Genomic DNA, 22,757 nt, shown 5'->3' with positions numbered 1-22,757 from the left:
GGGGGGGCGCGCCCCCCCCGCCCCCCCCCCGCCCCCCCCCCCCCGCCGGCCCCCCCCCCCCCCCCCCCCGCCCCCCCCCCGCCCCCCCGGGGGGGCCCCCCCCCCGCCCCGGGCCCGGAATCAGCTGCTCAGATCTCGCCCCGGAGCTTCGCGAGCGCCTCGGCGAGGATCGCCTCGCCGTCCGCGTCGCTGCGCCGCTCGCGCACATACGCCAGATGCGTCTTGTACGGCTCGGTGCGCGGCGGGTCCGGCGGGTTGTCCCGGTCCTGGCCGGCCGGGAACCCGCAGCGCGGGCAGTCCCAGCTGTCCGGAACCTGTGCGTCACTGGCGAAGCTCGGCTGCGTCTCGTGCCCGTTCGAGCACCAGAAGGAGATGCGGAGACGCGGCGCGGATTCGCCCCGCTCGGCCTCCCCCATCGGCCCCGCTCCGACCCGGCTTCCCCGGATCGCGTTGCCACTTGCCACGGTCGTAACTCCCTGCGTGATGGTGCTCGAAGATGCCCCAGTCTACGTAAGGCCCAACGCGCGTCCAGTGATTGGAGTTACACCCCCACCCCCTGGGACGCCCTCAGTGGGTCAGCTGCCCAGCTTCATCAGGAGACCAAGTACGACAATGCAGGCAAACCACATCAGACCGATGACGACGGTGATGCGGTCGAGGTTGCGCTCGGCGACCGAGGAACCACCGACGGACGACTGCATGCCGCCACCGAACATGTCGGAGAGGCCGCCGCCCTTCCCCTTGTGCATCAGCACCAGCAGCATCAGCAGCAGGCTGAAGAAGATCAGGGCGATCGAGAACCCCATAATCACGGCTGGACCAACTTCCTCGGACGGGATCGGACTGAACAACTGATCAACTCGACGGGCGACCTGATCAAGAGCACGGGGGCCGGGCCGGAAAGGCTCGGCCCCCGCAAGGGTACGACGGATCCGCTCTACGGCCTACTCACTGGTCGCGGAAGCGGACGATCTTGACGAACTCGTCGGCGTCCAGCGCCGCACCGCCGACCAGAGCGCCGTCCACATCGGGCTGCGCCATGATCGCCGCCACGTTGCCGGCCTTCACCGAGCCGCCGTACTGGATCCGGACCTTGTCGGCCAGCTCCTGGCTGTAGAGCTCGGCCAGCCGGCCGCGGATGGCCCCGCAGACCTCCTGGGCGTCCTCGGGGGTGGCGACCTCGCCGGTGCCGATGGCCCAGACGGGCTCGTACGCGATCACGATGGTCTCGGCCTGCTCGGCCGGGATGTCCTTCAGTCCGCCGTCGAGCTGGTTCAGCGTGTACTGGACCTGCTGGCCCGCCTTGCGGACGTCCAGGCCCTCGCCGACACAGAGGATCGGGGTCAGGCCGTGCCGGTAGGCGGCCTTGACCTTGGCATTGCAGATCTCGTCGGACTCGCCGTGGTACTGACGTCGCTCGGAGTGACCGACGGCGACGTAGGTGCACTTCAGCTTGGCCAGCATCAGGCCCGAGATCTCACCGGTGTAGGCACCGGAGTCGTGCGCCGAGATGTCCTGGGCGCCGTACTTGATCTTGAGCTTGTCGCCGTCCACCAGGGTCTGCACGGAACGCAGATCGGTGAACGGGGGCAGGACGGCGACCTCGACGGCGTCGTAGTCCTTGTCGGCGAGTGCGAAGGCGAGCTTCTGGACGTGGGCGATGGCCTCGAGGTGGTTGAGGTTCATCTTCCAGTTGCCCGCCATCAGCGGGGTACGGCCAGAAGGAGTGGATGCAGTCATGGGTAGGTCAGTCCTCCAGTGCGGCGAGGCCGGGAAGCGTCTTGCCCTCGAGGTACTCGAGGCTCGCGCCGCCACCGGTCGAGATGTGGCCGAATGCGTTCTCGTCGAAGCCCAGCGTGCGGACCGCGGCGGCCGAGTCGCCACCGCCGACGACGGTGAAGGCCTTGCTGTCCACGAGCGCCTGGGCGATGGCGCGGGTACCGCCCGCGTAGTCGGGGTGCTCGAAGACGCCCAGCGGGCCGTTCCAGAACACCGTCTCGGCATCGGCGACCTTGGACGCGTACAGCTCGCGCGTCCTCGGGCCGATGTCCAGGCCCTCCTTGTCGGAGGGGATCTTGTCGGCGTCGACCGTGACGAACTCGGCCGGTGCCTTGGTCTTCAGGTCGGGGAAGTCCGACGAGGCCAGGATGTCGACCGGCAGCACCAGTTCGACGCCGCTCTTCTCGGCGCGCTCCATGTACTCGGTCACGACCGGGATCTGGTCCTCCTGAAGGAGGGAGATGCCGACCTCGTAGCCCTTGGCCTTGAGGAAGGTGTACGCCATGCCGCCGCCGATGAGCAGACGGTCGGCCTTGCCGAGCAGTTCGTCGATGACGGCGAGCTTGTCGGAGACCTTGGCACCGCCGAGGACGACCACGTACGGCCGCTTCACGTCCTCGGTCAGCTTCTTCAGGACGCCGACCTCGGTGCCGATGAGGTGGCCGGCGGCGTGCGGGAGGCGGGCCGGGAGGTCGTAGACCGAGGCGTGCTTGCGGTGCACGGCGCCGAAGCCGTCGCCCACGTACAGATCGGCGAGGGCGGCCAGCCGGTCGGCGAACGCACCGCGCTCGGCGTCGTCCTTGGACGTCTCGCCGGCGTTGAAGCGGAGGTTCTCGATGACGGCGACCTGGCCGTCGGCGAGGCCGTCGACGGTGCCGCGGGCGGACTCGCCGACCGTGTCGGTCGCGAACGCGACGTCGGCGCCGAGCAGTTCACCGAGGCGCGCGGCGGCGGGGGCGAGCGAGAACGCCGGGTCCGGGGCGCCCTTGGGGCGGCCCAGGTGGGAGGCGACGACGACCCGTGCGCCCGCCTCGGCGAGGGCCTTCACGGTCGGCAGGACGGCGCGGATACGGCCGTCGTCGGTGATCGTGGCGCCGTCGAGCGGCACATTCAGGTCGGCGCGGACGAAGACCCGCTTGCCGGTGACGCCTCCGGCGAGAAGTTCGTCGATCGTCTTCATGTGTGATGACTCCTAGAGGGGGTCGAGGACAAGCGACAGGGCTCGTACAGCGCGTCGTTGCGCTGCCCGAGCCCTGTGGCTCACATCGAGGTGCCTACCGGCGCGTGGATCAGAGCTGGTTGCCGACGAAGACGGTCAGGTCGACGAGGCGGTTGGAGTAACCCCACTCGTTGTCGTACCAGCCGACGACCTTGACCTGCTTGCCCTGGACCATCGTGAGCTTCGAGTCGAAGGTGCAGGAGGCCGGCCAGTTGACGATGTCCGAGGAGACGATCGGGTCCTCGGTGTAGTCCAGGATGCCCTTCAGCTGGCCCTCGGCGGCCTTCTGGAAGGCGGAGTTGATCTCGTCCTTGGTGACCTCGCGGTCGAGCTCCAGGACCAGGTCGGTGACGGATCCCGTCGGGACCGGGACGCGCATGGCGATGCCGTCCAGCTTGCCCTTGAGCTGCGGGAGGACCAGGGCGGTGGCCTTCGCGGCACCGGTCGAGGTCGGGATGATGTTCTCCGCGGCCGCACGGGCGCGACGCAGGTCCTTGTGCGGGAAGTCCAGGATGCGCTGGTCGTTCGTGTACGCGTGGACGGTCGTCATCATGCCCTTGACGATGCCGAAGCTCTCGTCGAGGACCTTCGCCATCGGGGCCACACAGTTGGTGGTGCAGGAGGCGTTGGAGATGACGTTGTGCTTCGCCGGGTCGTACTTGTCCTGGTTGACGCCCATGACGATGGTGATGTCCTCGTCGGTGGCCGGAGCCGAGATGAGGACCTTCTTCGCGCCGCCCGCGATGTGCTTCTCGGCGTCGGCCTTCTTGGTGAAGATGCCCGTCGACTCGATGACGAGGTCGACGCCCAGCTCGCCCCACGGGATGTCGGCGGGGTTGCGCTCGGACAGCACCTTGATGGTGTGGCCGTCGACGGTGATGGTGTCGGCCGTGTGCGACACGTCGGCCTTGAGGCGGCCGAGGATGGTGTCGTACTTCAGCAGGTGAGCGGTGGTCGCGGTGTCACCCAGGTCGTTGACAGCCACGATCTCGATGTCTGCACCCTGCTCCAGCAGCGCGCGGAAGTAGTTACGACCGATGCGGCCAAAGCCGTTGATGCCTACGCGGATCGTCACGAACCGATCTCCTCAGTGGTACGCCGGTTTCGACACCGGCGAGCTGATATGGGATGTCCCCGACCGCTTACGACCCTACCTCCCCGCGCCAGCCGGAGTGACATCGAGCACGCCCCTATGTCGGGCCGGACACCGGTGGCCCGTACCTACCGACAAGTACGGGCCACCGGCGCGTTTCGGGCGACTACGCAGCGTCAACGGCGGAGCACGCCGAGCGCCTTCCGCATCAGGGCGTTGCGGTCCGCCGGCGCGGTGACGTGCTCCAGCCCGAAGCCGAGCAGGACCGTGTCACGTGTGGAGACGGCCGCGTACGAGACGAACAGCTCGCCCGTCCGCGCCCAGTCGCCGCCGACCGCGGGCGTGCCCTCGGGAGACCCGGGGGTCGTCCAGGGGCCGAGCGAGGTCTCGAAGCCCTCGCTCTCCTTCTCCGTGCCGCCGACGACGAGGGCCGCGTTGTCGGCGAAGACGCCGCGTCCGCCGCTGCCGGGGTCGGTGACGTAGGAGACCGAGAGCTCGACCTGCTTGCCCGCGTAGGCGCTCAGGTCGAACGAGACCTGCTTCCAGCCGGCCGAGGATCCGGTGAAGCTGTGCCACGCCCCGCTGGAACCGGTCGCGGTGCAGCCGCCCGCGCCCAGGGTGAGATAGCGGCGCAGGAAGGGGTGACCGTCCAGGAAGAACCCGGCCGCGCACTCGTCGGGGACGGCGGTGCCGGTGAGTCCGCTCTCCTCGGGGAGCGTCGTCCAGTCCTGGGCCCCGGCGGTGTGCGCCTCCAGGATGGCGTGGTCGTAGCCCGGCTCGGTGTTCCAGTTGAGCGCGAGCTTCAGCTGCGGCTTGTCGGCCGCCGCGACACCGGTGAGATCGACGGTGCGGGTGAGGCGCTTCCAGTCGTTGTCCTCGTGCGTGGCGGAGGCCATCGACTGCCCCCCGTACGGGGCGTAGGGGTTGGCCACTCCGCTGTAGCGGCCCGCCTGTGCGCTGCGGAACTGCGGGAACTCGGCGGCCGGCAGCGCGTCGGACGTGATCGTGTACGCGCCCGGCGCGTTGAGCGGGTTGCCGGTGGCCCCGGCCAGCGGGCCCGCGGATCCGGTGAGGCCGCCCGTGCCGGTGAACCCGGTGGCCCCGGGCACGGAGCCACGTCCGTACGCGCCGAGGTAGTACTGGCTGAAGTCGTCGGTCGCGGCCCTGCCGACCTGGGCGTTGCCGCCGGCCAGCTCGCCGGCCTCGATCAGCTTCCCGCCCTCGTTGAGGAAGTCGCGCAGGGCGAGCTGGGTGGGTCCGCCGGGAGCCTGGGCGCCCGTGCAGTGGACCGCGGTGGAGAAGTGGCCGAGGACGCCGAGGGGGTGCGGGGCGCCCTGGGTGGCGACGTCCCAGACGACGGCCTTGCGGCCGTTGGCCCTCAGCGCGTCGACATAGGCCTTGGCGTGCTGGGCGGGTGCGCCCTCCTCCGCGACCACCACGGTGTCGGCGCCGGGCCGGGGCGCGACGGTGTAGGTGAAGTGCGGGCTGGACGTGGGCTTCCCGGCGCGGGTCTCGCCGGTGAACCAGACCTCGACCTTGTCGCCGACGTCACCGTCCTTGACCTTCGCCCGGTACTGGTCGAAGCGGATGTTGTCCTCGCCGCCGTAGGTCTCGCCGCCCTTCCACGGCCTGAGCGCCATGTCGTGCGTACGGCCGCCGTTGACGCGGTACTTGAGTTCCTTGTCCCGCACGGACTTGCGGACGGTGACGGACACCTCCTGGTCGCCGCCGCGGGCGTAGGAGACGCCGAACGGGTCGACGGTGAAGTCCGGGGCGTCCATGCCGACCGGGGAGGTCGGCCGGTCGGGATGCGTGGCGGTCTCGGCCACGGCGAGCGCGAAGTCGATGTTCTTGGCGAACTCCGCCTGGATCAGCTTCTCGTCGTCGGGGAAGTTGAAGCCGGACCGGCAGTCCTGGGGCCTCCACTGGTCGTCGGGGTCGATGGCGGAGGCCGTCTGACAGGTGGTCATCTCCGGGGTGAACATCATCATCCCGTTGACGTTGGCCGCATGGCCGTCGGCCTCGCCGTTGGTGGTGTAGAGCTCGGAGGAGACCTGCGGGTAGTAGCCGGGGACGGCCGGCTTGTCGGGTGTGCCCGCGAGCGCCTTGTAGAGGACGTCGTCGGGGGTGGGGGTGGCGACCTGCCAGCCCACGCCGTACAGCAGCAGTTCGGCGGCGGAGTGGTAGTTGATGCCGTACTCGAAGCCGATGCGCTTCTGGAAGCGGTCGAGCGCGACCGTCTCGGGCTCGGAGGAGGGGCCCGCGCCGCGATAGGTCTCGCTGCCCGGGTTGGGGGACGAACCCTCGTTGTCGTAGCCCCACTTGTAGGAGAAGTTCCGGTTCAGGTCGACGCCGTCGCCGGTGGTGATCCGTCCGTCGCCGTTGTTGTCGCGGAGGTTCTTGCGCCAGAGCCGGTTGCTGTCCGCCGCGTGGGTGAAGTCGTAGCCGTCGGGGTTGGCGGAGAGCAGGAACCACAGCTCGGTGGTGTCCACGAGCCGGGTGATGCGCTGGTCCTTGCCGTAGCCGTCGACGTAGTGGTGGAGCAGCCGCCGGGTCATCTCGGGGGTGATCCACTCGCGTGCGTGCTGGTTGGACATGTAGAGCGTGGACGGCTTGGCGCCGTCGCGGTACTTCTTGGCGCCCTTGCTGAGCTTGAGGGCGAGGATGTCCTTGCCCTGCACGGTCTTGCCGATGCTGACGACCTTGGTGATCGACGGGTTGGCCGCGGCGGTGGCCAGGATCTCCTCCTTGAGGCCCCCTTCTCCGCTGTACGGCCGGTAGACGCCGTCCCCGGCCGCGGCGGCGCGCTGCCTCCCGGCACTGGAGACGGTGTGCTCGGTGAGGCTGACGCCTCGGGCGCGGAGCTCTCCCGCCTGGTCCTGGGTGAGGAACACCTCGACGGTGGCGGTGCCCTTGTCCGGTACCTGCTCGGTCAGTTCATGACCGTCGGCTCCGGCCGCGAGGAGCAGTGGCACCTGCTCCTTGCTGACTTTCGCCTGCCATACGGAGAGTCCGGCGTCGTCTCCGCCCTGGTCGGCCCGGGCGAGCGGCGCGGCCGCCAGACCGGCCATCAGGAGTGAGGTCGCGGCGAGGATCGATCTCGCTCTTCGTCTCATTGGCCCCCCTTGCTTTCGTCTGTCGCGAAAGAAAACAGATGCCAGGCTCATCACACCTCATGATCATGTCAAGACCGCGTGTCCGCGGTACCGGTCGGGGTGAAGGGGCGGGGTGAAGAGAGAAGCCCGTCCGGCGTTGCACCGGACGGGCTTCACGGGAGCGGGCCGCACCGTGGGCTCAGCCCACGAGACCGTCGGCCATCTCCTCCGTCAGATTGGATTCCGTACCCGGAATGCCGAGGTCCTGCGCGCGCTTGTCCGCCATCGCCAGCAGCCGGCGGATCCGCCCGGCCACCGCGTCCTTCGTCAACGGCGGGTCCGCGAGCGCCCCCAGCTCCTCCAGGGACGCCTGCTTGTGCTCCATGCGCAGCCGGCCCGCCGCCGCGAGGTGCTCGGGGACCTCCTCGCCGAGGATCTCCAGCGCGCGCTGGACCCGCGCGCCCGCGGCCACCGCGGCGCGGGCCGAGCGGCGCAGATTGGCGTCGTCGAAGTTGGCCAGCCGGTTCGCGGTCGCGCGGACCTCGCGGCGCATCCGCCGCTCCTCCCAGGCCAGCACCGACTCGTGCGCGCCGAGCCGGGTGAGCAGCGCGCCGATCGCGTCACCGTCACGGACCACGACCCGGTCCACCCCGCGCACCTCACGCGCCTTCGCCGCGATGGAGAGCCGGCGTGCCGCGCCGACCAGCGCCAGCGCGGCCTCCGGGCCCGGGCAGGTCACCTCCAGCGAGGAGGAGCGGCCGGGCTCGGTGAGCGAACCGTGCGCCAGGAAGGCTCCGCGCCAGGCCGCCTCGGCGTCGCAGGTGGCGCCGGAGACGACCTGCGGGGGCAGCCCGCGGATGGGGCGGCCACGGCCGTCGACCAGACCGGTCTGGCGCGCCAGCTGGTCACCGCCCGCCACCACCCGTACGACGTAACGCGAACCGCGCCGCAGCCCGCCGGGGGCCATCACCACGAGATCCGACGAGTGCCCGAAGATCTCCAGGATGTCCTTGCGGAGCCTGCGGGCCGCGATGCCGGTGTCCAGCTCCGCCTCGATCACGATGCGGCCGCTGACCAGATGCAGCCCGCCCGCGAACCGAAGGATCGCCGAGACCTCCGCCTTTCTGCAGCAGGTCCGGGTGACGGGGAGCCGGGAGATCTCGTCCTTCACCGCTGCCGTCATCGCCATGGGCCGATCCTTCCATGCATCCGAAAAATACGGTCGTACGCGGCGGCCAACAGCTCCGGGTCGTGTTTCGGAGCCCCGTCGGGTCTCGCCACGGGCGCCAGCTCGACCGCCGCACCGAGCCGCTCTGCAGCCTCGGCGAGAGACTCGCGGTCGGGCACGGCGGCCTCGTCGGCCAGCACCACGTCCAGGGCGAGTTTAGGGGCGTGTCGCCCCAAAACCTCCAAATGACGCTGCGGAGAGAAGCCTTCCGTTTCTCCGGGCTGCGGTGCGAGATTCAGCGAGAGAACGCGACGGGCCTTCGTCTCGACGAGCGCGTCCAGCAACTCCGGCACCAGGAGGTGCGGGATCACCGACGAGAACCAGGAGCCGGGACCGAGCACCACCCAGTCCGCGTCGAGCACGGCCGCGACGGCCTCGGGAACGGCCGGCGGATCGTTCGGCACGAGGTGCACCGACTGCACCTCACCCGGGGTGAGCGCGACCGTCGCCTGCCCCCGGACCGTGACGATCTCGTCGGGGCGGTCCGGATCATGCCCCCTGACCAGCGCCTGCAGCTCCAGCGGCACGGCGGACATCGGCAGCACCCTGCCGTGCGCGCCCAGCAGCTTGCCGACCAGGTCCAGGGCCTGCACATGGTCGCCGAGCTGCTCCCACAGCGCGACGATCAGCAGATTGCCGACCGCGTGCTCATGCAGCTCGCCCTGTGACTGGAAGCGGTGCTGGATGACCCGGGACCAGGTCTGGCCCCAGTCGTCGTCACCGCACAGCGCCGCCAGCGCCTTGCGGAGATCGCCGGGCGGCAGGACACCCAGCTCCTTGCGGAGCCGGCCGCTGGAACCGCCGTCGTCGGCGACGGTGACGACCGCGGTGAGGTCGCCGGTGATGCGGCGCAGGGCCGCGAGCGACGCCGACAGTCCCATACCGCCGCCGAGCGCGACGACCTTGGGCTGGGCGCCGCGTCTGCGGCCGGTGCGGAGCGCGTCACTGCCCCGCAGCCGGCGCAGACGGAGAGTACGTCCGGTCACTCGCGCCCCATGTCCCGGTGCACGATGACGGTCTCGATCCCCTCGGAGCCGAGGCGGGCGGCGAGCTTCTCGGACATGGCGACCGAGCGGTGCTTGCCGCCGGTGCAGCCGACGGCGATCGTCACGTACCGCTTGCCCTCGCGGCGGTAGCCCGCGGCGATCAGCTGCAGCAGCTCGGTGTACTGGTTCAGGAACTCCTTGGCGCCCGGCTGGTCGAAGACATAGTCCGACACCTCCTCGTTCAGGCCCGTGAAGGGGCGCAGCTCCGGGACCCAGTGCGGGTTCGGCAGGAAGCGGCAGTCCACGACGAGGTCGGCATCGACGGGGAGGCCGTACTTGTAGCCGAAGGACATGACGGTGGCCCGCAGCTCCGGCTCCTCGTCGCCCGCGAACTGGGCGTCCATCTTGGCGCGCAGCTCGTGGACGTTGAGGCTGGAGGTGTCGATCACCAGGTCGGCGTCGCCGCGCAGCTCCCGCAGGAGGTCCCGCTCGGCGGCGATGCCGTCGACGATCCGGCCGTCGCCCTGCAACGGGTGCGGGCGGCGCACGGACTCGAAGCGGCGCACGAGGGCGTCGTCGGACGACTCCAGGAAGACGATCCGCCGGGTGACCTGCTTGGCGTCCAGGTCCGCGAGGGACTCGCGGAGGTTGTCGAAGAACCGCCGGCCGCGGACGTCCACGACGACGGCGATACGGGCCACATTGCCCTGGGAACGGGCGCCGAGCTCCACCATGGTGGGGATCAGCGCGGGCGGCAGGTTGTCGACGACGAACCAGCCGAGGTCCTCCAGGCACTTCGCCGCGGTACTGCGGCCCGCGCCCGACATTCCGGAGATGATCACCAGCTCGGGGATGGCCGCCTCTGCGACCTGCCCGGCCTCGGTAGTCGTGCCCGTACTCACGTCTCCTGCTCCGTGTTCTGGTCTGTTCTGCTCGGTCATTCCGTGCTGCCCCCGTCCTCGGTCGCCACTACGGCCCCGTCGTTCTCTTCCATGATCTCGCCTGTCGCCATATTCACGGCGGGGGCGGCGGGCGCCGCCTGTGCAAGGGCAACGACCACGGACTCCGCCGTCTTCCGGCCCATGCCGGGCACCTCGCAGATCTGCTCGATTGTCGCCTGCCGCAGCCGCTTCACCGAGCCGAAATGCTTGATCAGCGCCTGCTTGCGGGTTTCGCCGAGGCCCGGCACCGCGTCCAGCGGGCTCGTCCGCAGCCGCTTGGTGCGCTTGGAGCGCTGATAGCGGATCGCGAAGTCGTGAGCCGTGTCACGCACCCGCTGTATGAGATACAGCCCCTCGCTGGAGCGGGGCAGCACGACCGGGTCGTCCTCGCCGGGCAGCCAGATCTCCTCCATGCGCTTGGCGATCCCGCAGACGGCGACATCGTCGATGCCCAGCTCGTCCAGCGCCCGCTGCGCGGCGGCGACCTGCGGCTGTCCGCCGTCGACGAGGACGAGCTGCGGCGGGTAGGCGAACTTCTTCGGTCTGCCGTTCTCCTCGGCGGCGGTCAGGGCGACCTCACCGCCGTCCTCGGCGGTCCACTCGCCCGTCTTCTCCTTCTCGGCGAGGTAGCGCCGGAAGCGCCGGCTGATCACCTCGTGCATGGACCGGACGTCGTCCTGCCCTTCGCCGTGCCAGACCTGCGTATCGCCGACCCGGCCCTTGATCTGGAAGCGCCGGTACTCGCTCTTCCTCGGCAGCCCGTCCTCGAAGACCACCATGGACGCCACCACGTCCTCGCCCTGCAGATGCGAGATGTCGAAGCACTCGATCCGCAGCGGCGCCGAGTCCAGGTCCAGCGCCTCGGCGATCTCCTCCAGGGCCCGGGAGCGGGTGGTGAGGTCGCTCGCGCGCTTCGTCTTGTGCAGTACGAGGGCCTGCTGCGCATTGCGCCCGACCGTCGCCATCAGGTCCTTCTTGTCCCCGCGCTGGGGGATGCGCAGCGAGACGGCGGACCCGCGCCGGTCGCTCAGCCACTGGGTGACCGCGGCGAGATCCTCGGGCAGGGCCGGGACGAGCACCTCCTTGGGGACGGCGTCGCCGCTCTCCTCCCCGTACAGCTGCTGCAGCGCGTGCTCGACCAGGCCCGCCGTGTCGACCGCCTCGACCTTGTCGGTGACCCAGCCGCGCTGGCCGCGGACCCGGCCGCCGCGCACGTGGAAGATCTGGACGGCGGCCTCCAGCTCGTCCTCGGCGACCGCGATCAGATCCGCGTCGGTGGCGTCCGCAAGCACCACCGCGTTCTTCTCCAGCGCCCGCCTCAGGGCCTCTATGTCGTCGCGCAGCCTGGCCGCCCGCTCGTACTCCATCTCCTCGGCCGCCGCCGTCATGTCCTTCTCCAGACGCCGGATGTACGTGCCCGTGCGGCCGGCCATGAAGTCGCAGAAGTCCTCGGCCAGTTCGCGGTGCTCCTCCGCGGTGACCCGGCCCACGCACGGCGCCGAGCACTTGCCGATGTAGCCCAGCAGACACGGCCGGCCGGTCCTCGCGGCGTTCTTGAACACACCGGTGGAGCAGGTGCGGACCGGGAAGACGCGGAGCATCAGGTCCACGGTCTCGCGGATCGCCCACGCGTGCCCGTACGGACCGAAGTAGCGCACGCCCTTCTTCTTGGCGCCGCGCATCACCTGCACCCGCGGGAACTCCTCGCTCATCGTCACCGCGAGATAGGGGTAGCTCTTGTCGTCCCGGTACTTGACGTTGAAGCGGGGGTCGAACTCCTTGATCCAGGAGTACTCCAGCTGCAGCGCCTCGACCTCGGTGGCGACGACGGTCCACTCCACGGAGGCCGCGGTCGTGACCATCGTGCGGGTGCGCGGATGCAGACCCGCCAGGTCCTGGAAGTAGTTGGCGAGACGCTGCCGCAGGCTCTTCGCCTTGCCGACGTAGATCACCCGGCGGTGCTCGTCACGGAACTTGTAGACCCCTGGCGAGTCGGGGATCTGTCCCGGCTTGGGTCGGTAGCTGGAGGGGTCTGCCATGCCGCCCACCCTACTGGCGGCCACGGACAACCGGGGCCCGCCGGGGGCGCGTGGACGGCGTCCCGCGCCCGGGCGCGGGAGCGGCTTCGGGGCCGGTACGTGACGGGTCGGGCCGGGAGCGTGGCGGGGCACGTCGAGCCGGGCGGTCCAGGACGCGTCCGGACAGGTGCCATGAGCATCTTCCGTTGTCCGGACCAGGTCAACACGCTTCAATGCGGGGTGATGCACGGCTGTGAACGGTGCGTTCCGGGTGTGAGCAGCCGTCTTCGGCCCATCGGCATGACCGCGGCCCACGGTGCGACGATCCGCCGGGCCGCCGTGACCATTCACCGAGGAGTCCCCATGGGGTACGCCGCGCACCCCGCGCACACGGAGGCCGAGCTGGCCCAGGTGCTGCACACCGGCCCGTTCCATGTGGCGCTGCGGGCGGCGCTCGCGGTGCGCGGGCTGCCGCTCCAGCGCGTCCAGCACCATCTCGCGCACCGGGGGGTCAAGGTCGGCGTGACCAGCCTCAGTTACTGGCAGCAGGGCGCGCGCCGGCCACAGCGCCCCGAGTCGCTGCGGGCCGTGCGCGCCCTGGAGGAGGTGCTGCAGCTGCCGGGGAACTCCCTGCTGCGGCTGCTGCCGGAGGGCGGCGCACCGAACGACCGGGGCAGACCGGCGGCGCGCTCGTACCGCTCGCTCGCCGGGGAGTCCGGTGTCCTGGAACAGCTGCTGGCCGGGTTGGGCCGGCCGGCGGACGGCGGGCTGCACACGGTCGGGCACCACGAGCGGGTGCGGATCGGCGCGGGACGTGAGCTGCTGGGGCGGGACTCGCAGCACGTCGTACGCGCCCACCGCGACGGCGTCGACCGCTGTCTGGCCGTCCACCAGGGAGATCCCGGGTGCGATCCGGCCCGGGTGACGGTGCGGGCGACGGAGAACTGCCGGACGGGGCGGGTGCGGTACGACTGCGCGTCGGGGGTGCTGGTCGCGGAGCTGCTCTTCGACGCACGGCTGCGGGCCGGTGAGACGTATCTCTTCGGGTACGGCTTCGAGGACGGCACGGCCGGGCCGAGTGGCGAGTACGCGCGGGGCTTCGGCTTCGCGGGCGGGCAGTACGTCCTGCAGGTGCGGTTCGACGAGGCGGCGCTGCCGGTACGGTGCCGGCGCTTCGCCCGGGCCTCGGCGGGGGCGGCGCGGACGGGCCGTGCGGACCTGACGCCGAACGGCCGGCACGGCACGGTCCATCTGGTCGAGCAGGACGTACGGCCGGGGGTCCTGGGGATCGACTGGGACTGGGACTGAGCCGCACGCGCCCCGCGCAGGCCCGCGGGCCGGCCCCTCGGAGCAGTCGGCCCGCGGGTCAGGCGTCCGGGCCGGCGACCAGCTTGCCGTCCCGCACACGGACCGGGACCTGCGGGAGCGGCACGGTCGCGGGGCCCTTGAGGGCCTTGCCGGTGGTGACGTCGAAGCGGCTTCCGTGGCATGGGCAGTTGCCCTCCATGCCCTCCACCTTGTCCAGGACGCAGCCGGCGTGCGTGCACTGCGCGCTGAACGCCTTGTACTCGCCCTGCGCCGGGCAGTGCACGACGAGCCGCTGCTCGCGGTAGAGCCGGGCGCCACCGACGGGGACCTCGTCCGCGGCACCGAGGTCGACCGGTTCGGTCGGCGTCGGGACCTGGGCGTGGCCCAGCTTGGACTCGGTGGAGCAGGCGGCGACACCCAGCCCGGCGGCGCCCGCGAGGGCGGCGCCTTTCAGCACGGTACGGCGGGCGGCGGGCTGGCCGGACATGAAGGTCTCCACGGGTCAGGGGTGGGGGGCGGTGACAGACCCGACGATACCGGCGCAGATCGCGGCCTCTCCGGGCGGGTCGGGCCAGGACCGCGGGAGGGCTGTCGCGGCCCGTACCGATGGGCTACGTTTTCAGCCGTGATCGTCGTCGCCGGTGAGTCCCTGATCGACCTGGTCCCGCAGCGGACGGCGGTCGACGGCGAACCGCTGCCACCACTGCTGCCGCGGCTCGGCGGCGGCCCGTACAACACGGCGGTGGCTCTGGGGCGGCTCGGCTCGCCCGTCACCTTCTGCTCGCGCGTGTCGACGGACGGCTTCGGCGAGGCACTGCTGAGCGGGCTGCGTGCGGCGGAGGTCGGGACATCGCTGGTGCAGCGGGGGCCGGAGCCGACGACGCTCGCCGTCGCCTCGATCGGCGCGGACGGTTCCGCGGGGTACGGCTTCTACACGTCCGGAAGCGCGGACCGGCTCTTCGAGCTGCCGCGGGAACTTCCGCGCGGGGTACGGGCGTTGGCGTTCGGCACGTGCTCGATGGTGCTGGAGCCCGGTGCGAGCGCGTACGAGGCGCTGCTGCGGCGGGAGGCGGGACGTGGGCTCTTCACCCTGCTCGACCCGAACATCCGGCCGGGGCTGATCCCGGACGCCGACGCGTACCGGGCGCGGTTCGCGGGATGGCTGCCGTCGGTGTCCCTGCTGAAGCTCTCGGAGGACGACGCGAAGTGGCTCGGCGGCGACCCGAAGCGGTGGCTCGCAGCCGGCCCGGCGGCGGTGGTGCTGACCCGCGGTGAGCGGGGGCTGACGGTGTACACCCGCGACGGCGCCGAGGTCTCCGTCCCGGCGGCCGCGGTGCACGTCGCGGACACGATCGGCGCGGGCGACACGGTGAACGCGGCGCTGCTGCACACCCTGGACCGGCACGCCGCGCTCTCCTCGGGCGCCCTGCGGGCCCTGGACGCCCCCACCTGGTCCGCCCACCTCACCTTCGCGGCCCGCGCGGCGGCCCTGACCTGCTCCCGCACCGGCGCGGAACCCCCGTACGCGCCGGAACTGGAGTAGGTCCGGGCCGGCGGATCCGACCCGTGCCGGGGCGAAGTCCCGGCGGTCGGGTCCGGCGCGGGTCCGCCGCCCCCGGGCGGTGGCGGGCCCGCGCCGGACCCGAGGTCAGGCCTTGCGCGCGCGGGTGCGCGAGGCGGCCTGCTTCTTCACCGGCTTCACCGGCGTCGCGTTCGCCGTCACCGTCTTCTTGGCCACCGCGGTCGAGTTGGCCGAGACCGTCTTCCTGGCCGCCGCCTTCTTCGTCGCCGCCTTGCGCGACTGCGGCGGCACCGAGTCGATGATGCGCTCCGGGCTCAGGATGTCCCGCAGGAACTTGCCGGTGTGGCTGGCGGGAACGCCGGCGATCTGCTCCGGCGTGCCCTCGGCGATGACGAGGCCGCCGCCGCTGCCGCCTTCGGGGCCCATGTCGACGACCCAGTCCGCGGTCTTGATGACGTCCAGGTTGTGCTCGATCACGATCACCGTGTTGCCCTTGTCGACCAGCCCGGACAGCACCTTGATCAGCTTGGAGATGTCCTCGAAGTGCAGTCCGGTCGTCGGCTCGTCGAGGACGTAGACCGTGCGGCCCGTGGACCGCTTCTGCAGCTCGCTCGCCAGCTTGACGCGCTGTGCCTCACCACCGGACAGCGTGGGCGCGGACTGCCCGAGCCGGACGTACCCGAGGCCCACCTCGTTCAGCGTCTTGAGATGGCGGGCGATCGTCGGCACGGCCTCGAAGAAGTGCAGCGCCTCCTCGATGGGCATGTCCAGCACCTCGGCGATGGACTTGCCCTTGTAGTGGACCTCCAGGGTCTCCCGGTTGTAGCGCGCTCCGTGGCAGACCTCGCACGGGACGTACACGTCGGGCAGGAAGTTCATCTCGATCTTGATCGTGCCGTCGCCCGAGCAGTTCTCGCAGCGCCCGCCCTTGACGTTGAAGGAGAAGCGGCCCGGCAGATAGCCGCGCACCTTCGCCTCCATCGTCTCGGCGAAGAGCTTGCGGACGTGGTCGAAGACTCCGGTGTACGTCGCCGGGTTGGACCGGGGCGTACGGCCGATGGGCGACTGGTCGACGTGCACGACCTTGTCGACGAGGTCGTCGCCGTCCACGCGCGTGTGCCGGCCCGGCACGGACTTGGCGCCGTTCAGCTCGCGGGCGAGGTGTGTGTACAGAATGTCGTTGACCAGCGTCGACTTGCCGGACCCGGAGACTCCGGTGACGGCCGTGAGAACGCCGAGCGGGAACGACACATCGATGTCCCGGAGGTTGTTCTCCCGGGCGCCGTGCACCGTCAGCTGCCTGGTCGGGTCCGTGGGGCGCCGGATGTCGGGCGTCGCGATGGACCGCTTCCCGGACAGGTACTGCCCGGTCATCGACTCCTTGTTGGCCAGGAGCTGCTTCAACGGGCCGGAGTGGACGACCTTGCCGCCGTGCTCTCCGGCGCCGGGGCCGATGTCGACGACCCAGTCGGCGACCTTGATGGTGTCCTCGTCGTGCTCGACGACGATCAGGGTGTTGCCCATGTCCCGCAGGCGCACGAGGGTCTCGATGAGCCGGTGGTTGTCGCGCTGGTGCAGACCGATCGACGGCTCGTCCAGGACGTACAGCACGCCGACGAGTCCGGAGCCGATCTGTGTGGCGAGCCGGATGCGCTGGGCCTCGCCGCCGGAGAGCGTGCCCGCGGCCCGGTTGAGCGAGAGGTAGTCCAGGCCGACGTCGACCAGGAACCGCAGCCGCTCGTTGACCTCCTTCAGCACCCGCTCGGCGATCTTCTTGTCGCGGGCGCTGAGGGTGAGCCGGCCGAGGAACTCGGCGCACTCGCTGATCGACATCGCGGAGACGTCGGCGATGGACCGCTCCATGACCGTGACGGCGAGGACGATCGGCTTGAGCCGCGTGCCCTCACAGGTCGGGCACGGCACCTCGCGCATGTAGCCCTCGAAGCGCTCCCGGCTGGAGTCGCTCTCGGCCTCGCTGTGCCGCCGCTTGACGAAGGAGACCGCGCCTTCGAACGCCGGGGTGGTGTATGCCCGCTCCCGTCCGTACCGGTTCCGGTAGCGGACCTCGACCTGGGTCTTGTGGCCGTACAGCAGGGCCTTCCTGGCACGCTGCGGCAGCCCCGCCCAGGGCATGTCGGTGCTGAACCCGAGCGCGTCCGCGAGCCCGCCGATCAGGCGGCCGAAGTACTCCTTGGTGTGGCCGTGGGACCAGGGGTGGATCGCGCCCTCGTCGAGCGAGCGCTCCTCGTCCGGGACGATCAGCTCGGGGTCGACCTCCATGCGCGTGCCGATGCCGGTGCAGTCGGGGCAGGCGCCGAAGGGCGAGTTGAAGGAGAAGGAGCGGGGCTCCAGCTCCTCGAAGGACAGGTCGTCGTACGGGCAGTACAGGTGCTCCGAGTACATGCGCTCGCGCTCGGGGTCGTCCTCGGGGAGGTCGACGAAGTCGAGCACGACCATGCCGCCGGACAGGCCGAGCGCGGTCTCGACGGAGTCGGTGAGCCGGCGCTTGGCGCTCTCCTTGACGGTGAGGCGGTCGACGACCACCTCGATCGTGTGCTTCTCCTGCTTCTTGAGCTTGGGCGGGTCGGTGAGCTGGATCGTCTGCCCGTCGACCCTCGCCCGCGCGTACCCCTTGGTCTGGAGGTCGGCGAAGAGGTCGACGAACTCGCCCTTGCGCTCCCGGACGAGCGGCGACAGCACCTGGAAGCGGCTGCCCTCGGGGAGCTCCAGCACCTTGTCCACGATGGCCTGCGGCGACTGGCGCGTGATCGGGCGGCCGCACTCGGGGCAGTGCGGCTTGCCGATGCGGGCGAAGAGCAGCCGGAGGTAGTCGTACACCTCGGTGATCGTGCCGACCGTGGAGCGCGGGTTGCGCGACGTGGACTTCTGGTCGATCGAGACGGCCGGGGAGAGGCCCTCGATGAAGTCGACGTCCGGCTTGTCCATCTGGCCGAGGAACTGCCGGGCGTAGGAGGACAGCGACTCCACGTACCGGCGCTGGCCCTCCGCGAAGATCGTGTCGAACGCGAGCGACGACTTGCCCGACCCCGAGAGCCCGGTGAAGACGATGAGTGAGTCACGCGGGAGGTCGAGCGAGACGTTCTTGAGATTGTGCTCGCGAGCGCCACGGACGATGAGACGGTCGGCCACGCCGGGTCCGCACCTTTCTTGAGACAGGTCGTGAGAAGCATCGGGAGGAGGGCCCCCGTCCCGGACTGATCCAGGCTATTGGGGACCGCGAGATCAACGGTGCCGGACTGCTGAACGCCCGACTTTCAAGGATGCCTCACCGTGAGCCTATAGCACGCGTATTCGATTTACGGCCACGCTCGCCCACCTTCACTCGAACGTGTGGCGGGACTATCGTCTTCCCCATGATCGATCCCGTACGTGACCTGGCCTCTGTACGCGAAGCGACGAAGCGGCTCCTCGACGCGACCGCCGCCCTGGAGAACGCGGCCGTCGCCGAGCCGTCACGGCTTCCCGGCTGGACGCGTGGCCATCTGCTGGCGCATGTGGCCCGCAACGCCGACGCCCTCGTGAATGTTCTCGAAGGCCGCCCCATGTACGTCAGCGCCGAGGCGCGCGACAACGACATCGAGCGTGACGCGCCCCGGCAGCTCGGCGTCCAGCTCGACGACGTACGCGAGTCCGGCGAGCGCTTCGGGTCCGCTGGCGCGGCGGAAGCCGACTGGGCGCGCGTCGTGGAACTCCGCAACGGTGTGAAGGACACGGCGTCCCGGATCCCCTTCCGCCGGCTGGTCGAGGTCGAGCTGCACCATGTCGACCTCGGCGTCGGTTACGAGCTGGAGGACCTGCCGGCGGACTTCACGGAGCGCGAGATCGGCTTCCTCACGGAACGGTTCGACGGGCACGCGGACGTTCCGCCCACCACGGTCGTCGCCGCCGGCGGCAGTGGTTCGTGGACCACGGGGGGCGGATCCGAGGGCGGACCTGTCACCGTCTCGGGGAGCGCCGCGGATCTGCTCGGCTGGCTGGCCGGCCGCCGCGACGGCTCGGCGCTGGAGGTCACCGGCGGACCGCTTCCGGTGCTCCCGCCGCTGTAGCCGTCTGAGTACGCTGACCCCATGACATACAGCGGAGCGGTGAAGGTCGGCGGTCCGGCGGATGTGCACGAGCTGGCGGACCTGATGATCTCCAAGGTCGCCGTCGGCCCGATGGACAACAACTCCTATCTGCTGCGCTGCCGGACCACCGGCGAGCAGCTGCTGATCGACGCGGCCAACGAGCCCGACACGCTCCTGAGGCTGATCGGTGACGACGGCATCACGTCCGTCGTCACCACGCACCGGCACGGCGACCACTGGGAGGCGCTGGCCGACGTGGTCTCGGCGACCGGCGCCCGGACCTACGCGGGGCGCCATGACGCGGCGGGCATTCCGGTGCCGACCGATGTGCTGGTCGACGACGGGGACACGATCACGGTGGGCCGGGTCGGGCTCACCGCCCGCCATCTGGTCGGCCACACGCCCGGCTCGATCGCGCTCGTCTACGACGACCCGCACGGCCACCCGCACGTCTTCACCGGCGACTGCCTCTTCCCGGGCGGCGTGGGCAACACCTGGAAGGACGCGGACGCGTTCGCCTCGCTGATCCGTGACGTCGAGACGAAGCTCTTCGACGCGCTGCCGGACGAGACCTGGGTCTACCCGGGCCACGGCAACGACACGACGATCGGCAACGAGCGCCCCCACCTTCCCGAGTGGCGCGAACGAGGCTGGTGACGGCGTCCGGGGTTCGTCGGTGACGGACCCCGGAAGCGGCTGACGGCGGCGCGCGCGGACGGCACCCGGAGCTCCCGTGCGCCCCCGTAACCGCGGACGATCACGGGTAGTTGGCGCGACATGCACAACAGTCACGCTCCGTTGCCACCGCCGGAACCGGCCGCCGCTTCGGAACCGTCCGCCCAGCCCCCTTCCATGGCCCGGATCGCGATGGCCGCCCTCGCCGGGACGGCCGTCGAGTTCTACGACTTCTTCGTGTACGGCACCGCCGCCGCGCTGGTTCTCGGCCCGCTGTTCTTCCCGACGTTCTCCCCGCTCGCGGGCACTCTCGCCGCCTTCGGCACGTTCGCGATCGGCTTCGTCTCCCGACCTCTGGGTTCGGTGCTCTTCGGGCACGTCGGTGACCGCTACGGACGGCGGCCCGTGCTCTTCGCGTCGCTGCTGCTGACCGGACTGGCCACGGTCGGGGTCGGCTGTGTGCCGTCGTACGCGACCCTCGGCGTCGCCGCTCCCGTGCTGCTGCTGGTGCTGCGCTTTCTGCAGGGGCTCGGCGTCGGCGGTGAATGGGGCGGGGCGGTCCTGCTGACGGCGGAGCATGCGCCGGCCGGACGCCGTGGGCTGTGGTCGAGCTTTCCGCAGATCGGGCCCTCGGTCGGCTTCCTGCTGGCCAACGGCGTGATGCTGGCGCTCTCCGCGGGACTGAGCGACGCGCAGTTCCGCGAGTGGGGCTGGCGGGTGCCGTTCTGGGCGGCGGGGCTGCTGGCCGCGGGAGGTCTGCTGCTGCGCCGCTCGCTGGCGGAGACACAGCAGTTCGAGCAGATCGGCGAACGGGCGCGGCTGCCGCTGGCCGAGGTGGTGAGCGGGCACTGGCGCCTGGTGCTGCTGACCGCCGGGGCGCTGTCCGTCGGTTACGCCGTCTTCTACGCGGTCTCCACCTGGTCGCTGGCGTACGGCACCGAGCGGCTCGGTGTCAGCCGTACGGTGATGCTCGTCTGCATCATGGCGGCCGTGGCGGTCAAGGGCGCCGTGACCCCGTTCGTGGCGATGCTCGGCGACCGGTACGGCCGCAGGCCGTTGTGCCTGGCGGGGTGCGGCGCCTGTGCGCTGTGGATGTTCCCGATAGTGGCGCTGCTGCAGACCGCCGAGCCGCTGCTGATGTTCGCGGGGTTCCTGGGTGCGCTGCTGGCGTTCATCACCATGTTCGCGGTGGTCGGGGCGTATCTGCCGGAGCTGTACGAGCCCAGGGTGCGGTGCACGGGCGCCGCGGTCGGCTACAACCTGGCGGGCGTGCTGGGCGGGGCGCTGACGCCGGTGGTGGCCACGGCGGTGGCGAGCGGAAGCGGGCCGCCGTGGGGCGTCGCGGCGTATCTGACCGCGATCGCGGTACTCAGCCTCGGGTGCTTCGCCCTGCTGCCGGAGACGGCGCCGGCACGCGGGAGCGCGCGGAAGCCCGCCATGGAGGCGGAAGGGGCGGCGGACGGGGCTACCGCGTGAGCGGGTCCGGCGGTCCGCGGCCCGGGGCCGTGCACCGTCCATGACGCACGGCACCGGCCGGGTTGCGGGCAACCCGGCCGGTGTTCCGCGTCGTGACCGCGCGGGATGAGCGCCGCGCGGCGCGCGGTGAGGCGTCAGGCCTCGATGCTGTCCTTGTCCTTCTCGGGCTCGCCGGCCGCGGAGGCCTCGGCCGCCTCCCGCTGCTCCTGCTTCCTGGAGGCGATGAGGCTCGTGATCGTGGTGATGATCAGTACGCCGCAGATGACCGCCAGCGAGAACGGGATGGAGATCTCGGGGACGTGGACGCCGGACTCGTGCAGTGCGTGGAGCACGAGTTTGACGCCGATGAAGCCGAGGATCACCGACAGGCCGTAGCTGAGGTGGACCAGCTTCTTCAGCAGTCCGCCGATCAGGAAGTACAGCTGGCGCAGTCCCATCAGGGCGAAGGCGTTGGCCGTGAACACGATGTACGGGTCCTGGGTGAGGCCGAAGATCGCGGGGATCGAGTCCAGGGCGAACAGCACGTCGGTGGTGCCGATGGCGAGCATGACGACCATCAGCGGGGTCAGGATGCGCTTGCCGTTGGCGCGGATGAAGAGCTTCGTGCCGTGGTACTTGTCGGCGACGCCGAACTTCTTCTCGATGGACTTGAGGAGCCTGTTCTCCTCGAACTCGTCCTCTTCCTCGTCCTTGCGCGCCTCCTGGATGAGCTTCCAGGCGGTGTAGATCAGGAACGCGCCGAAGATGTAGAAGACCCAGGAGAAGCTGGCGATGATCGCGGCACCCGCGGCGATGAAGATGGCCCGCAGGACCAGCGCGATCAGCACACCGATGAGCAGCACCCGCTGCTGGAGGTGGGACGGCACCGCGAACTTCGCCATGATCAGCACGAAGACGAAGAGGTTGTCGACGCTGAGCGACTTCTCGGTGATGAAGCCGGCGAAGAACTCGCCCGAGGCCTGGCTCTCACCGGCCAGCAGCAGCCCGACTCCGAAGAGCACGGCGAGGACGATCCAGACGATCGTCCATATTCCGGCTTCCTTGATCGACACGTCATGGGGCTTGCGCCCGATGAAGAAGTCGACCGCGATCAGGGCGGCCAGACCAAGAATGGTCACTGCCCACATGGTGAATGAAACGTCCACTGCGCCTCCGGCGTCGTACGGCTACTGATCAGCGTCGTCGCTGCCGGAGGTCTCTTCCACCCGAGCGGCACTCGCCGCACTAAGGGCCGGCGCCCCGGGACCGGTCTAGGTCTGTCCGTCCGTATTGACGGGCACGCCGCATATGGGAGTACTCCCCTCCGCGCAAAGAACAGTACAGGAAAAC

18 protein-coding genes are annotated in these 22,757 nt (G+C 70.5%); 5 read left to right on the top strand and 13 right to left on the bottom strand.

Translation table 11 applies throughout. The annotated features are described in order from the left end of the window. Window positions 1-128 precede the first annotated feature (128 nt). From ACIQMR_RS03500 to uvrC, 10 genes are all read right to left on the bottom strand, one after another. Window positions 129-464, bottom strand: coding sequence for an RNA polymerase-binding protein RbpA (locus ACIQMR_RS03500; RefSeq protein WP_078503510.1), 336 nt, complete (start codon window positions 462-464; stop codon window positions 129-131). Window positions 465-575: 111 nt separating this feature from the next. Beyond that, the gene (secG, locus tag ACIQMR_RS03495) at window positions 576-806 is read right to left on the bottom strand and encodes a preprotein translocase subunit SecG (RefSeq protein WP_266378139.1); all 231 of its coding nucleotides are present in this window, start codon (window positions 804-806) and stop codon (window positions 576-578) included. A 142-nt stretch (window positions 807-948) separates the two neighbouring features. Further along, window positions 949-1,740: a triose-phosphate isomerase gene (tpiA, locus tag ACIQMR_RS03490; RefSeq protein WP_401382320.1), complete on the bottom strand. Its 792-nt coding sequence runs from the start codon at window positions 1,738-1,740 to the stop codon at window positions 949-951. Window positions 1,741-1,747: 7 nt separating this feature from the next. Further along, on the bottom strand, window positions 1,748-2,959 hold the full coding sequence (locus ACIQMR_RS03485) for a phosphoglycerate kinase (RefSeq protein WP_401382318.1): 1,212 nt from the start codon (window positions 2,957-2,959) through the stop codon (window positions 1,748-1,750). Window positions 2,960-3,068: 109 nt separating this feature from the next. Beyond that, entirely contained in the window at window positions 3,069-4,073 is a 1,005-nt protein-coding gene (gap, locus tag ACIQMR_RS03480; RefSeq protein ID WP_266375050.1) for a type I glyceraldehyde-3-phosphate dehydrogenase, read from the bottom strand. A 194-nt stretch (window positions 4,074-4,267) separates the two neighbouring features. Next, window positions 4,268-7,207 carry a M14 family zinc carboxypeptidase gene (locus ACIQMR_RS03475; protein ID WP_401382314.1) on the bottom strand — a complete coding sequence of 980 codons (2,940 nt, stop codon included), beginning with the start codon at window positions 7,205-7,207 and terminating at the stop codon, window positions 4,268-4,270. Between the two features lie 178 nt (window positions 7,208-7,385). After that, window positions 7,386-8,375 (bottom strand): DNA-binding protein WhiA, encoded by a 990-nt coding sequence (gene whiA / locus ACIQMR_RS03470; RefSeq protein ID WP_093653140.1) that lies wholly within the window; start codon window positions 8,373-8,375, stop codon window positions 7,386-7,388. Further along, window positions 8,366-9,400, bottom strand: a complete 1,035-nt coding sequence (gene yvcK, locus ACIQMR_RS03465; protein ID WP_401382310.1) for a uridine diphosphate-N-acetylglucosamine-binding protein YvcK — start codon at window positions 9,398-9,400, stop codon at window positions 8,366-8,368. Before yvcK ends, whiA begins: the two co-directional genes overlap by 10 nt. Next, entirely contained in the window at window positions 9,397-10,341 is a 945-nt protein-coding gene (gene rapZ / locus ACIQMR_RS03460) for an RNase adapter RapZ (protein WP_401382308.1), read from the bottom strand. Before rapZ ends, yvcK begins: the two co-directional genes overlap by 4 nt. Continuing rightward, window positions 10,338-12,380 carry an excinuclease ABC subunit UvrC gene (gene uvrC / locus ACIQMR_RS03455; RefSeq protein ID WP_401382305.1) on the bottom strand — a complete coding sequence of 681 codons (2,043 nt, stop codon included), beginning with the start codon at window positions 12,378-12,380 and terminating at the stop codon, window positions 10,338-10,340. Before uvrC ends, rapZ begins: the two co-directional genes overlap by 4 nt. Before the next feature lie 342 nt (window positions 12,381-12,722). Here uvrC and ACIQMR_RS03450 point away from each other — a divergent pair, with 342 nt between their 5' ends. Beyond that, entirely contained in the window at window positions 12,723-13,667 is a 945-nt protein-coding gene (locus tag ACIQMR_RS03450; protein ID WP_401382302.1) for a hypothetical protein, read from the top strand. Window positions 13,668-13,725: 58 nt separating this feature from the next. On the opposite strand, the gene ACIQMR_RS03445 is transcribed toward ACIQMR_RS03450, so the two are convergent. Then, window positions 13,726-14,154 carry a Rieske (2Fe-2S) protein gene (locus ACIQMR_RS03445; RefSeq protein WP_401382300.1) on the bottom strand — a complete coding sequence of 143 codons (429 nt, stop codon included), beginning with the start codon at window positions 14,152-14,154 and terminating at the stop codon, window positions 13,726-13,728. 138 nt (window positions 14,155-14,292) lie between these two features. Here ACIQMR_RS03445 and ACIQMR_RS03440 point away from each other — a divergent pair, with 138 nt between their 5' ends. Continuing rightward, complete coding sequence (locus ACIQMR_RS03440) at window positions 14,293-15,210, top strand: carbohydrate kinase (protein WP_401382297.1); 918 nt, start codon at window positions 14,293-14,295, stop codon at window positions 15,208-15,210. A gap of 105 nt (window positions 15,211-15,315) precedes the next feature. On the opposite strand, the gene uvrA is transcribed toward ACIQMR_RS03440, so the two are convergent. After that, a complete protein-coding gene (uvrA, locus tag ACIQMR_RS03435) occupies window positions 15,316-18,339 on the bottom strand; it encodes an excinuclease ABC subunit UvrA (protein WP_401382295.1) in 3,024 nt (1,007 codons plus the stop codon). 224 nt (window positions 18,340-18,563) lie between these two features. Between uvrA and ACIQMR_RS03430 the strand changes: the two genes are divergently transcribed. From ACIQMR_RS03430 to ACIQMR_RS03420, 3 genes are all read left to right on the top strand, one after another. After that, window positions 18,564-19,256, top strand: a complete 693-nt coding sequence (locus ACIQMR_RS03430; protein ID WP_401382293.1) for a maleylpyruvate isomerase family mycothiol-dependent enzyme — start codon at window positions 18,564-18,566, stop codon at window positions 19,254-19,256. Window positions 19,257-19,277: 21 nt separating this feature from the next. Next, on the top strand, window positions 19,278-19,934 hold the full coding sequence (locus tag ACIQMR_RS03425) for an MBL fold metallo-hydrolase (RefSeq protein ID WP_401382290.1): 657 nt from the start codon (window positions 19,278-19,280) through the stop codon (window positions 19,932-19,934). A 195-nt stretch (window positions 19,935-20,129) separates the two neighbouring features. Next, window positions 20,130-21,428: an MFS transporter gene (locus ACIQMR_RS03420; RefSeq protein WP_401382287.1), complete on the top strand. Its 1,299-nt coding sequence runs from the start codon at window positions 20,130-20,132 to the stop codon at window positions 21,426-21,428. 134 nt (window positions 21,429-21,562) lie between these two features. On the opposite strand, the gene ACIQMR_RS03415 is transcribed toward ACIQMR_RS03420, so the two are convergent. After that, window positions 21,563-22,573: a TerC family protein gene (locus ACIQMR_RS03415; RefSeq protein WP_401382286.1), complete on the bottom strand. Its 1,011-nt coding sequence runs from the start codon at window positions 22,571-22,573 to the stop codon at window positions 21,563-21,565. Between the last annotated feature and the right edge of the window lie 184 nt (window positions 22,574-22,757).

It is taken from the genome of Streptomyces sp. NPDC091376, assembly GCF_044757085.1.
Classification (GTDB): Bacteria; Actinomycetota; Actinomycetes; order Streptomycetales; family Streptomycetaceae; genus Streptomyces; species Streptomyces pratisoli.
This window is presented reverse-complemented; position numbering and strand designations above follow the sequence as displayed.